Here is a 12,766-nt window from a genome sequence, read left to right as displayed (position 1 = left end):
TGCGGTTAATATGTCTGTCATATGTTCTCTGCTGGCCACATGTAAGGCACACGGGGTAAATCCCAGGGTATACCTGAACGATGTTATCGCACAAATGCCTTATCACAAAAAGGCAACCCAAGAAGAACTTTTGAATCTACTTCCACATAAATGGAAGTTGAAACATCCGGAATGTGTACTGACAAGGCAAAAGGAGGAATCTTGTAACTGATATAAATTGTAACATATGGGTTCAACAAAACAATAGCAGCTGATACTATTAGGTTCATAGTGACAGTCGCTATTGTTGTATATAAAGGTTTAATACCTGTAGTTGGCCGAATACTTACTGTTTTCCTGATTTAGCTAGATGCTTTTTCGTGCGGATGTGAAGATACAGTATAAAATAAAAAGAGAGGCGCATATTTTATGACCTCTCTTTATTTGTGTCGGAATGAGGCGACTCGAACGCCCGACCCCTACGTCCCGAACGTAGTGCGCTACCAACTGCGCTACATTCCGATACCTTATTAAAAAAAAGTGGTGTCACCAGGAATCGAACCGGGGACACAAGGATTTTCAGTCCTTTGCTCTACCAACTGAGCTATGACACCATTGCTTATCTTTCGATTGCGGGTGCAAAGGTAAGCCTTTTTTTTGATACTGCAAATTTTTAGCGGGAAAAAAGTGTAAAAAGATGTTCTTTGGAGAGGATACAGCACTTCTGGAGCAGTTTTATAAAAAAGGGCCGCTTGTGGGCGGCCCTTCTTATGATAGTTTTCATCAGCTTATCAGTCGATGTTCGGGTTGATGCTGTGCCATTGGTCGATAGTAGGCAGAACACCCATTGCGATTACTTCGTCACGCAGAGCGCACAAGTGTTCGTAGCTCTTGTCCAAAGCAGCTTGTTCTTCGGCAGTTCCGCTCAAAGCAGCGCAGTGGCAGCCTTCAGTGTCGATAGAAGTTTCCCAAGCCATCATGATGTGGTCATACTTATCGTTTGATACGTATGTACCTGCAGGCCAACGGAATGCTTTACCACCCATAGCAGCACCGATCATTTCGATAGAAACGTATGCCGGGCTTTGGAATGAAGAACGTCCGCGGAGGTTGATGATGTTGGCACCACCTTTGGTTACCTTCTGCTGGATTTCAGCCCATTGTTCTTTAGTCAGAGCGTCAGTACCGATGATGTCGGTCAAAGCCTTACCGTTTACTTTAGCTGTAGAAGCGAATACGGCCATCTGTTCGCCGTGGCCACCGTATGTACGGCAGTTTTCAACAGCGTCCATAGAGATGCCGAAGTGTTTAGCCAATTCGCTGCGCAGACGAGTAGAGTCGAGAGCGGCAAGTGTAGTTACCTGACCCGGTTTCAAACCAGAGTACAACAGAGTGATCAGACCGGTGATGTCGGCCGGGTTGAAGATAACAACGATATGTTTTACGTCGGGGCAGTATGTCTTAACATTCTTACCGAATTCTTCAGCGATAGCAGCATTGCCTTTCAGCAGGTCTTCACGAGTCATACCAGCCTTACGGGCAGCACCACCAGAGTTTACGATATATTTAGCACCAGTCAAAGCTTCCTTGATATCGGAAGTGAAAGTGATGTTTACACCTTCGAAACCGCAGTGGAACAGTTCCTCAGCAACACCTTCCAGACCGGGAGCGTACGGGTCGTACAAGCAGATGTTGTTAGTCAAGCCCATCATGATGGCAGTTTGAGCCATGTTCGAACCAATCATACCGGCTGCGCCGACGATGGTCAGTTTCTCGTTAGTTAGAAATTCCATAATCTTTATTATTTAAAAGTGAATATAAAGGTCTCTTTTTATATTTCTCGCCACAAAGATAATAAAATTAGCATAGACTTGTTCATAGAAGAAAGTTATCTTTTAGATTGAAAAGTTATAATTATATTCAGTTTACATTCGCCGGCAGGTTTTAGGTGGGGAGTATGGGGTGTTATTTTGTCTGTTCGGCCTAAAAATGAGCTTCCCGATTTTGTTCTGCCTGCTGTTTCCATTATCTTTGCCCGAAAAGTGGAAGATTATGAGCATCGAATTAGGAAAATTCAACAGACTGAAGGTCGTGAAGCAGGTGGATTTCGGCATGTATCTCGACGATGATATAGAGGGTGAGATTCTTCTGCCCAAACGCTACGTGCCGCAAGATTGCAAGGTAGGCGACGAACTGGATGTCTTTATCTATCTGGACAACGAAGAACGTCTGGTGGCCACTACGCAGCAACCGCTGGTGCAGGTAGGTCAGTTTGCTTGTCTGGAGGTAGCCTGGGTCAACCAGTATGGAGCTTTTCTGAACTGGGGTTTGATGAAGGACCTGTTTGTGCCTTTCAGCGAGCAGAAGATGAAAATGCAGGTGGGCAAGCGTTATGTCGTTCACGTTCATCTGGACGAAGAAAGTTTCCGGATTGTGGCTTCGGCTAAGGTAGACCGTTATTTGTCGAAGGAAAAAGCCGACTATGTGCCGGGACAGGAAGTGGAAGTGCTGATCTGGCAGAAGACCGACTTGGGTTTCAAGGCCATTATCGAGAATCGTTTCGGAGGATTGCTCTATGACAGCGAGATATTTCAGCCGCTGCATACCGGTATGCGCCTGAAGGCATACGTGAAGCAGGTGCGCGACGACGGCAAGATAGACCTGATGCTTCAGAAGCCCGGTGCAGGCAAGGTGGACGACTTTGCAAAGACGCTGCTCGAACATATCCGCAGCAACGGCGGACGCACGCCGCTGAACGACAAGACGCCGGCCGAAGAGATATATGCGATGTTCGGCGTCAGCAAGAAAACGTTCAAGAAGGCAGTGGGCGACTTGTACAAGAAACGCCTGGTGGTGCTGCAGGACGACGGCATTGTGCTGGCAAAAGAATAGGGATTTCCCTACCAGGGAATAGAGTATGTGACGAGGGAGGGGAATTTTCTCTCCCTATTTTTGTGCCATGAGCAAGGCACCGGAGCGGAAATGGCCGGCGTTTGACAGGCTTCGCACTAGAGAGTAGAGAGAACGGAGCCGGAATCCTTGCCGATAGTAACATGAAGAAATCAATACTTTAAAAAAGGAGGGAACCATGAAACGATTTATCATCCTGTTTTGTACCGTTCTGGCAAGTACTGTTTTGTGTAGTGCTGCGATGAGCAGCAGCCGTGTGCGTCTTGAAGCCCGTTTCCTGACGGACAAAATGGCTTACGAACTGAAGCTGAGCAAAGCACAGTATAACGATGTGTACGAAATCAACTACGACTTTATCGCGAACATCGGTTCGTTGATGGACAATGTGCTTCGTGGCGAAGAGTGGGCATTGAACCGCTATTACGATTGTCTGGACATCCGCAACGACGACTTGCACTGGGTGCTCAACCGTAGCCAGTACGGCCACTTCATTCAGGCAGCCCATTTCTTCCGTCCTGTTTATGTATCGGGCGGACGTTGGAATTTCCGCATTTATCTGACTTACACCAATCATAAGCATTTCTATTATCCGTGTCCTCCACACTATAAGACGTATTGCGGTGCACATGCTCGCCCTCGTCACAACCATGTGAGCTATTATAAAGGACGTTACCATCATGCGTTTTACGCGGGCAATTTTCGCATCCGCGATGGTAAGCACTATCATTCCAGCCGCCGTTCGGACTTTGGAAGCATCCGCTTGCGTCCCGGTTCGTCAAAAGCTCCCGACTGGAAAGCACCGAGTCGTCCGAAACCCAAACCCGAAAAGGCTCCGGTGAAAGTCATTCGCCCTAAAAAAGACAAGGATAAGGCCCCGGCTCACCGCCCTTCAAGAGAGCCTTCGAGAAAGGAACAGAACGACCGTGCTTCGTCCAACTCCATACGAAAAAGGGCGTGAAATGTACGATTTTTGCCGGCGATGTTACGTAGAGTGAAGTTTTTGTTACCAGAATGCAAGTGATGAAGAATGCTTTCAGAAAATGTATGAAGCGTTACAAAAACGTGACAATGACTCTGTAACTTGCTGATTATGACGATTGTCAGTTTTTGTCAGTTACTTTTTCTTGTGTGTAATTCCCATTTTATTTAATTTTAGACACTGATACAGAGGGGCTTCGAGCAACGCTTGTGTTGCTCGTGAGCCACACTTGTGTCGTTCGTGAGCCGTGCAAGTGTTTCTCGCGAGCCGTGCAAGTGTGGCTCACAACGGCTACAGGTAGTTTCCGGTGCTGAAATAGATGTTTGTGTTCGCCATGTGCCACTTGGCGGTTGTAAAGTCCCTCTTTGTAACAGCTGTTAGGGGAAAAGAAAGGTGAAAGGGTGAAGGCTGTAGCCGGAAACAACACTGTCTGAAGACAGATGTTTTTCTCTCCTTTCACGCTTTCACCGGCTTCTAACTGTTGATTATCAGTGGAATGTGGTGAAAGGTGAAGTCTCACACTGGCTTCACAATTCTTTTGATTCACTTTCCATTTCTTCTTCCCCTTCCTCAGCCTGTGTATGGAAACTTGCAAGAGCTGCACCGCGCAGTGTGACATTGGCTATGTCCACCTTGGCGGCCTGTTCCTCGCTGATAAGCCCTTTCTTGGTCAGTCGTTCGGCGATGAGGCGGAAGTAGCCTTCCTGGCTGTCGCGCAGACGCCCGTCGGGAGTGAAAGAACTCTTGTAGTGTTTGGGCTTGGGGATGATGGATGCCAGGAAGATACACTCTTCCAGCGAGAGCTGTGAAGGCCGTTTGTCGAAGTAGAAGTCGGCTGCTTCGTGAATACCATAAATCAGAGGACCCCATTCGGCAATGTTCAGATATACCTCGTACATGCGCTCTTTTGACGTGAGGTGTTGCCCTTCGATCAGCCAAACAATGAGCGCTTCTTCCAGCTTGCGGGCTATGTTCTTGTTGCGGGTCAGGAAGACGTTCTTGACCAGTTGCATCGAGATGGTGCTGCCTCCCCGTGCAAACTTGCGTACCTTGAGGTCGTGTATCAGGGCTTCGCGCAGTGCGTCGGGCAGGAATCCGTGATGATAGAAGAAGGCACCGTCTTCGCTTTGCATGACGGACATCTGCAACAGGTCCGGCACTTCGGCAAGGGGAGTGAAGTGCTCCCACGACGGCCCTACAGGGAAGGTGCGGACAGGACGGCCGTCTTCGTAGGCCGTGTATTCAAATTCGTCGCTCATCTTGTTCAGCGGAGTGTGTCCGAATTGGCGGATGCGGAAATTTCTGCTTTTCAGTTCCGATTCAAGGCGGAGGCTGTCCAGTTGGGCAAAGTCTACATCGAGCAGAAAATGATAAGCCAGTTCGCCTTCGGTGCGGATGCCTTCCAGGTTCTCGAACAATCCCTTGGGAAGCGAGCTGAACAGTTCTTCGGCCGGAAACCAGGGCTTGTCGACGGATGCAGTGAAGTGCCACGTTGGCTCCGCTCCCGATTGTTGCGGGTGTTCTATTCGCATGTAGGGGTGAAAGGTGAGTGCATTGAAGCGTACCAGACTGGCACTGTCCAGCTCGACGGATTGCGGTGCCACATCGACGTGGAAGCGAAGTTGTCCGTGGTCAAGGTTGATCTTATCGGTGGACAGACGCTTGTGATAGACGTGCAGGCCGCGCACTTCGGCTTCTCCTACAAGGCAAGCAAGGCTGTTGTCGCTTTTCTCTTGCGACAGACGGCACGTAAGGCTGTCAAACTGTACCTCGGCTCCAAAACGTCGGCGGATGTAGGGGACGGTGAGCTGGGGAGCAGTGAGCGTGGCATGCAGGCGGCGGTCCGACGGATTCAGTTCGCCACTGATGTTCCACTGTTGCCTTAGACTGTCTTCCTGAATGAGCATTTGAGACTGGAAGCGTCGGTCGGAAATGTGCAGTCGGGGGATGTGGAAAGCAACAAAGTTGCTGTCGTTTCGTTCGTAGATATGAAGGTTGTTCAGTTCGCCGTTGCCCGGAAGCAGACCGAAAAGGAGGTCGAGCAAAGTGTTGACGCGGCGGGCGTAGTTTCTCTCTGCTTTAGGAACTTCGGGTTGGGAGTCTTTCGAGGAGGGAAGGAACAGAAAATCGTAGTTGGCTTTGCCATCCTGCTTGATGAACCGGAGTGAGAGTTCGTCCATACCGACGTGACGGACATTGATATTGCCTCCAAGCAGTGCCCACAGTCCGATGCGTAAGTCGAGCGACTGCAGGGACAACAGTGTATCGCGTCCTGCGGGAACAACGGTCAGTCCCTCGACAGCGATGGTCCGGAACCCTTTCATGTGCAGCTTTTCATAGTTGATGTCGAGTCCGTAGCGTTGCTCTAAACGGGCCATGTGTTTGCCGGCTACGTGTCGTAACAAGTTTCCGCGGCTCAGGAAGGCCACTGCGGCAACCAACAGAAATAGCAGCAGTATGGAGGCTGCTGCTACTTTTACATGTTTTTTGTTCATATCTTTATGCTTATAGTCTCGTCTAAATCCTTTTCGGGCACAAAGATACGACTATTTTACGTCATTCTATCGGTATGCCTTGATAGAAGTCCAGAATCTTGGTGCGGAACAGATAGTCGTACTTGGCTTGCAGTTCGTCGCTTTGGGCTTTCATCAGGTTTTGTTTGGCTTCGTTATACTCGACGGCTGTTGCCTTACCGTTGATGTACTTCTCGTTCATCAGCTGGAAGGAAGCCTGGCTGGCTTCAGTGGCGGCACAACTGCTGGTGTATTTGCTTTCGGAAGCAATAGCGTTGTACCAGGCCTGCTGAATCTCCTTGTAGAGGGTCTTCTTGGCATTGTCCAGTTGCAGGGCATAACTCTCGCGTTGCAGGCGGGCTGTGCGTACCCGGTTGCGGGTGCTCAGTCGGTTGAATATGGGTACGCTCAGGCTGAGGCCGATGTACTTGCTGAAGTTGTCACCCATCTGCTGGTTAAACGTACGGTTGATGGTCGAGTAGTAACTGGTACCCAGGCTTCCGTTCAGGTTGATTTGCGGATAGAAACCGCTCTGTGCGATGCGGATGCTGTGACGGCTGCCTTCCAGACGATACTGGGCTGCCTGTATGGCGGGCTTGTTGACTACGGCATTCTGGTAGATTTCGTCAGGAGGCGTCAGCGGAGTTATTTCCAGCTGGACGGAAGGTTCTTCCAGTGCGAAGCCTTCGGGCGTTTCCAGTTCGATGAGCTGGCTGAGGTCGAGCAGGGCCAGCTGATAGTCGTTGTTGGTCTGCACAGCAGTCATTTCGTCTTGTGCCACACGTGCTTTAGCTTCGGCCACTTCGGCCGGCGAGGCTTTTCCCACTTCGGCTAGGCGGCTGATGCGTTGCAGCTGTTCTTTGCTCAGGGCTACCTGTCCTAAGGCTACCTGATGCAGTTCTTTGTTGAATAATACTTGCAGATAGTACGATGCCACGTTGATGGAGATGTCTTCTTTGGCTTTCTCCAGGTCGGCAGTGGCGGCTTTCAGATTCAGTTTGGCCAGTGCGTACTGGTGCGGAATCTGCAATCCGGTGAACAGGGGAACGCTGGCACTGAGTGACATGTTGGTACCGTTGCTGCTGGTGTTGACGTATACGGTAGAGTAGTCGCCGGTACTTTCATCGGGCACGGCGGTTTGCGTACGTCCCCAGTTCCAGCTTTGGTTGGCGCTACCGTTCACGCTGGGCAGTCGTGCCCATTTGGCTGTATTTACTTCTACTTCGCTTTGGCGGGCGGCGTTTTCGCTTTGCCTGATGTTGATGTTGTGCTCGATGGCGTATTCGATGCAGCGGCGCAACGACCAGGTGTCTTGTGCCTGCAAGCCGGTGGCAGCACAAGCTATGCAGGCTATGGTGAGTAATCGTTTCATAAGAATTGTCTCGGATGGTTAGGTTAGTGGTTAATTTTCTTCTTCATCGTTCTTGTTGGCATTGCGTATCAGGTCGTTGGTAGTGATGCCTTTCTTGACGGCTATTTTTATGCCGTCACTCATGCCTACTTCGATGGGCTGACGACGGAACTGCTGCTGTGGAATGCTGTCGGTCAGTACATAGACAAAGGTGCTGTCGTCCTTGAATTCGACGCAGCCTTCGGGAATGGCGAGTACCTGGCTGGCACGTTCGAGCACGATTTCACCGTTGGCCGAATAGCCTGAGCGGATAACCACTGTGTCGGGCACAGTAACGGCTGCCTTGATTTCGAACTGATTGGCACCGTTGGCTTCGGTCGACTTGGGGGCGATGTACTCCAGCTTGGCTTGGAAAGTGAGGTCCTGCAAGGCACCGATAGTGATTTTCACCGGCATGCCTTCGCTGACACGGCCCACTTCGGTTTCGTCGATATTGCCACGGAAGATGAGGTCGTTCATGTCGGCCACGGTAGCGATGGTGGTTCCGTCGTTGAAGGTATTACTCATGATGACGGAGTTACCTACCTTGACGGGTACGTCCAGGATAAGTCCTTCGATAGTAGAGCGTATCAGGGTGCTGGAGAAGGAGGCACTGTTTTGGGTGATTCCCTCTTTTACAATCTGCAGGTTGTCCTTGGCGGCTTGCAGTTCTTCGCGTGCCTGGCGGACGGTGACTTCGCCTTTCTCATATTCTTCGGCACTGATCAGTTTGTCCTTGTAAAGTTTCTCTAAGCGGGCAAAGTCGGTTTCGGCCTGTCGTCCGTTGATTTCGGCCAAGCGGACGCGGCTTTCGGCAGCATTCAGTGTGCCCAGTTCGGGGATGACTTTTACCTTGGCTATCACTTCGCCCTTCTTTATCTTCTGTCCGGCTTCTTTGTAGACTTCTTCGATGATACCCGAAATCTGGGGCTTGATGAGGACCTCGTCCCGTGGTTCTATCTTACCGGTGACGACGGTAGTCTTTTCCAGGTCGGCCACAGCAGGACGGACTGTTTCGTATACGGTGACTTCTGGTTTCGACTTCTGGTAGAGGAATACGAAGGTCCAGATGAAGATGCCGGCAACGATAACCAGCAATGCGCTTTTCAGAATCTTTTTTGCTTTCATATTTGATGCTTGTTGTTAGTTTATATTCTTATGTTGGGTGATTGGATTTCGTTCCATCGATTTTCGATCGATCGTTCGAAGGAGTCTCGAATAGTCGTTCGAAAGTCGTTGGAATGTTCGTTCGAACGGCATTGAAATGCGGATTTCAAAGCCGTTGGAATTACTATTCGTCGCGTATTGCCTCTATCGGTTTGATGGCCATGGCACGGTAGGCTGGTGCCAGCCCTGCCAGTACGCCAAGAGCGATGAGCAGGATACAGGTGCCGACGGCCATGCCGAAGCTGACCTGGTAGTGCGTCTCGATGACTCCTTGCGGATTGGCAGCTGCCTCAAGAACCTGCAGCACCAGTACGGCTAGCGAGATGCCAGCCATGCCCGCTACAGTAGTCAGCACCATGCTTTCGGAGAGAATCTGTTGCAGGATGTCGCGCGGACGGGCACCGATGGCACGGCGGATGCCTATTTCGGTGGTACGCTCGCGTACGGTCACCATCATAATGTTCGACACGCCGATAGCGCCGGCGAAGAGGGTACCCAGGCCCACCATCCAGATCAGGATATGCACACCCGTCATCAGGGCATCCATCATGGAGAACATGGCTTCGACGTTGAGCATCATCACAGCCTGTTTGTCGTCGGGTGAGATGTAGTGGGCTGCTTTGACGGTCTGTTTCACCTGTTCTTCCACGTCGGCCACCTTTACACCCGGTTTCATGGTGAAACAGATCAGTTCTACGGTATTGCCCAGGTTGTACATCTTCCGCATCGTAGTGTAAGGCAGGGTGACGGCTTCGGAAGCCTGTCCCTGGATGTTGACATTGCCCTCGGACGAGCACATGCCTATTACCCGATAGTAGATACTGTCTACCTGTATGTATTTGCCGCAGGGGTCACCTCCTTTGGGGAAGAGACTTTCGTAGACACGTTTACCAATCACACATACTTTGCGCGCCTCACGGATGTCCACGTCGTTGATGAACCGTCCATAAGCAATCTCCTGATGCTCTATCTGTTCGTAGTCCGGATAGAGACCTTTGACGCTGCAATCGTATTTGTTACCTTCGTAGATGGCTGTCTTACCCCATTTGGCCACTGAAGGAGTAGCAATCTCTATCTTGCTCAACTTACCGATTCGTTCTACATCGGCCATTTCCAGATCCCAGCTTCGTCCTTTGCGGAAGCCTTTGTACGCTTCGCCTGTCGGTTGGGCGAAAATAAAGCCTGAATTGGTGGCAAATCCTTCGAATTGTTTTCGCAATTCCTGTTCCATGCCTTGCCCACCTCCTATGAGAGCCACAAGCATGAAGATACCCCAAAATACGCCGAAAGCTGTCAGCAGGCTTCGCGTCTTGTTACGGGTGATGGTGACGAGGATTTCCTCGCAAGTGTCTTTGTCTATTTTCATAATGAATAAGAAACCTCACCCCCGGCCCCTCTCCCAAGGAGAGGGGAGTAGGAGGCGATACTTTATGATGAATGTATTATACCATATTATATATTAATCTCTATTTTTAAATTCTATGTCTTTTTCTCCCCTCTCCTTGGGAGAGGGGCTTGAGGGGTGAGGCTTTCCTTTAATCCGCCCTCAACGCCTCAATCGGTTTAATCTTCGTAGCCTTTCGGGCGGGGAAGAATCCGGCCAGCGTACCGGCAATGACCAGCGTCAGTGTGGCTTGTATGGCGATGCGCAGATCCACCGTAGGGTCGCTGAACATTTTGGCCTGGAACATGCTGGCATCCATTGTCTGGTTTCCGAATGTGTTGTCCATCCACTCCGTCACTCCGATTCCTGCCACCATGCCGATGTAGCCGAACAAGGTAGTGATGGTAATACTTTCGATGATGATGAGCCACAGGATAGAGGCCGGTTTGGCGCCCAGTGCCTTACGGATGCCAAACTCGTGGGTTCGTTCGCGTACGGTGATGAGCATGATGTTCGACACACCTACAATACCACTCAACAGAGTGAAGATACCAATCACCCAAATGGCTGTGCGTAGGATGCCCATGGCATTCATGGTACGCAGGTAGTCGGTGAAGCGGTTCCATATCCAGATAGCGCTGGTGTCGTCGGGCGAGAAGCGGTGGTTCGCACCGATTACACGGCGATATTCTTGTTCGAAGGCTTCGTTGCTTTCGATGGAAGTCAGGCCATCGGTAGTCAGTAGGATGTTGTTCAATTTATTCCCTTTGTTGTAGATGGTTTGTAAGGTGCTGAAGGGGATGTAGGCTTCGCTGGGCTCACTATTGCCCTGATCGTTGTAAAGCCCTACAACCTGATAGACCACACCGCTGGCATTGACAAACTGACCAATAGGATTGGTATGTGTCTTACCAAAAAGAATATCAGCAGATTTCTTATGGAGGACAATGACCTTACGTCGTTCTTTCAAGTCGGTGACGTTGATAAAGCGTCCTTCTGCAGTTTTGATAGCTTCAATTTCGGTGTAGTTGGGGTGTACTCCCAGCAATGATAAATTGACATATTCTTTGCCGAAACTGATGTTGAGGCTGCTCTGGCGTACAGTGGCACCCACGCTGGTCACGTTTTCGGGGAATTGTGTCTCGGTGTCTGCCAGGTCTCGGTTGTCTAACTCAATGCGTCGTCCTTCTTTCAGTCCGTCATACGACAGAGTGGTCCAACCAGGAAAGATGCGGATAGAGTTGAGCGCCCGCTCGGACGAATTCTGTTCGAAGGCATGGATGAGGCCGTTGCCTGCTCCCAGGAGGACGATGAGCATAAAGATGCCCCATGCCACGGCGAATCCTGTCAGGAAAGTGCGGAGTTTGTTGCGCTTCAGGGTGCCGTATATTTCTTGCCAAAGGTCAATCATATTTGTCTTTTTTAGAAGATAGAAGATGTCATTTCATAAATCCATTTTTTCCGAACGGAGAAGCATCGTGATTCAAATTCTCTTCGATGGTGCCTATAATGCCGTCCTTAATGTGGATAATCTTGTCTGTCTGGTTGGCAACGCCGCTTTCGTGGGTCACCACAACGATTGTCATGCCTGTCTGGTGAAGATCTTTCAGAATCTGCATCACTTCGACTGAGGTTTTACTGTCAAGGGCACCGGTCGGCTCGTCGGCCAGAATGATTTGCGGGCGGGTGATAAGAGCGCGGGCAATGGCTACACGCTGTTTCTGACCACCTGACATTTCGTTGGGCATGTGGTTGGCCCAGTCTTTCAGTCCCAGACGGTCAAGGTATTCCAATGCCAGGGCGTTGCGTTTCTTCCGGCTCACTCCCTGATAGAAGAGGGGAAGGGCTACGTTCTCGACTGCATTCTTGAAAGAAATAAGGTTGAATGACTGGAAAATGAAACCAATCATACGGTTACGATACTCGGCGGCACGCGTCTCACTCAGATTCTTGATAAGGGTACCATTCAGATAATATTCACCTGTATCGTAGTTGTCCAATATACCTAATATATTAAGTAAGGTAGATTTTCCAGATCCTGAAGCACCCATGATGGATACAAATTCTCCTTTTTCGATGTGCAGGTTTATACCTTTGAGTACATGCAGTGGCGCGCCATTGTTGTAGGTCTTATTGATGTCTTTTAGTAGTATCACGACTCTCTTGATTTAATGTTTGCTCTTATTAATTTTTACTATTAGACGCACAAGTGTTGCGAAAAGTTGCAAATCGGCTGAATTTTTTTAAAAAAAGATTTTGTAGTGTCGTTTTTCTTTGTGACTTTTGTAAACATAAACATTTTAACAACTAACCCTTTAAAAACAATTAATATCATGAATTCAACCATGGAGAAGCCCTACGTAGTAGGTATTGATATAGGCGGAACAAATACAGTTTTCGGTATTGTTGACGCGCGTGGAACGATTGTGGCTACAAGTTCTATT

Annotated in this window: 10 protein-coding genes, 2 tRNA genes and 1 pseudogene; 4 read left to right on the top strand and 9 right to left on the bottom strand. The window is 49.7% G+C overall.

The window, feature by feature from the left end:
• Positions 1-10: 10 nt before the first annotated feature.
• Positions 11-211, top strand: coding sequence for a transposase domain-containing protein (locus Q3C19_RS17215; protein ID WP_258362832.1), 201 nt, complete (start codon positions 11-13; stop codon positions 209-211).
• A 217-nt stretch (positions 212-428) separates the two neighbouring features.
• Here Q3C19_RS17215 and Q3C19_RS17210 read toward each other — a convergent pair.
• The 3 genes from Q3C19_RS17210 to Q3C19_RS17200 all read right to left on the bottom strand — a co-directional run bounded on the left by Q3C19_RS17210 (position 429) and on the right by Q3C19_RS17200 (position 1,772).
• A tRNA-Pro gene (locus Q3C19_RS17210) sits at positions 429-501 on the bottom strand.
• 19 nt (positions 502-520) lie between these two features.
• Positions 521-593 (bottom strand) — tRNA-Phe (locus tag Q3C19_RS17205).
• Between the two features lie 177 nt (positions 594-770).
• Positions 771-1,772 carry a malate dehydrogenase gene (locus Q3C19_RS17200; RefSeq protein WP_022162861.1) on the bottom strand — a complete coding sequence of 334 codons (1,002 nt, stop codon included), beginning with the start codon at positions 1,770-1,772 and terminating at the stop codon, positions 771-773.
• A 259-nt stretch (positions 1,773-2,031) separates the two neighbouring features.
• On the opposite strand from Q3C19_RS17200, the gene Q3C19_RS17195 reads away from it, so the two are divergent.
• Together Q3C19_RS17195 and Q3C19_RS17190 are read left to right on the top strand one after the other, a co-directional pair.
• Complete coding sequence (locus Q3C19_RS17195; protein ID WP_022162860.1) at positions 2,032-2,871, top strand: S1 RNA-binding domain-containing protein; 840 nt, start codon at positions 2,032-2,034, stop codon at positions 2,869-2,871.
• Between the two features lie 196 nt (positions 2,872-3,067).
• Positions 3,068-3,847, top strand: a complete 780-nt coding sequence (locus Q3C19_RS17190) for a hypothetical protein (RefSeq protein WP_022162859.1) — start codon at positions 3,068-3,070, stop codon at positions 3,845-3,847.
• 548 nt (positions 3,848-4,395) lie between these two features.
• Here the strand turns inward: Q3C19_RS17190 and Q3C19_RS17185 are convergent.
• The 6 genes from Q3C19_RS17185 to Q3C19_RS17160 form a co-directional block, all read right to left on the bottom strand.
• A complete protein-coding gene (locus Q3C19_RS17185; RefSeq protein WP_302730986.1) occupies positions 4,396-6,363 on the bottom strand; it encodes a biosynthetic peptidoglycan transglycosylase in 1,968 nt (655 codons plus the stop codon).
• A 61-nt stretch (positions 6,364-6,424) separates the two neighbouring features.
• Positions 6,425-7,753, bottom strand: a complete 1,329-nt coding sequence (locus Q3C19_RS17180; protein ID WP_302730984.1) for a TolC family protein — start codon at positions 7,751-7,753, stop codon at positions 6,425-6,427.
• A 30-nt stretch (positions 7,754-7,783) separates the two neighbouring features.
• Positions 7,784-8,899 (bottom strand): efflux RND transporter periplasmic adaptor subunit, encoded by a 1,116-nt coding sequence (locus Q3C19_RS17175; protein ID WP_277121286.1) that lies wholly within the window; start codon positions 8,897-8,899, stop codon positions 7,784-7,786.
• A 163-nt stretch (positions 8,900-9,062) separates the two neighbouring features.
• Positions 9,063-10,304, bottom strand: a complete 1,242-nt coding sequence (locus tag Q3C19_RS17170) for an ABC transporter permease (protein WP_277121287.1) — start codon at positions 10,302-10,304, stop codon at positions 9,063-9,065.
• A 169-nt stretch (positions 10,305-10,473) separates the two neighbouring features.
• Positions 10,474-11,733 carry an ABC transporter permease gene (locus Q3C19_RS17165; RefSeq protein ID WP_071148676.1) on the bottom strand — a complete coding sequence of 420 codons (1,260 nt, stop codon included), beginning with the start codon at positions 11,731-11,733 and terminating at the stop codon, positions 10,474-10,476.
• A 28-nt stretch (positions 11,734-11,761) separates the two neighbouring features.
• Entirely contained in the window at positions 11,762-12,478 is a 717-nt protein-coding gene (locus Q3C19_RS17160; RefSeq protein ID WP_022162853.1) for an ABC transporter ATP-binding protein, read from the bottom strand.
• Positions 12,479-12,655: 177 nt separating this feature from the next.
• On the opposite strand from Q3C19_RS17160, the pseudogene Q3C19_RS17155 reads away from it, so the two are divergent.
• A pseudogene (locus tag Q3C19_RS17155) lies at positions 12,656-12,766 on the top strand (ROK family protein); the annotation flags it as partial.

Origin of the sequence: Bacteroides sp. ET489, from assembly GCF_030518095.1 — a bacterium.
Lineage (GTDB): Bacteria > Bacteroidota > Bacteroidia > Bacteroidales > Bacteroidaceae > Bacteroides > Bacteroides ndongoniae.
This window is presented reverse-complemented; position numbering and strand designations above follow the sequence as displayed.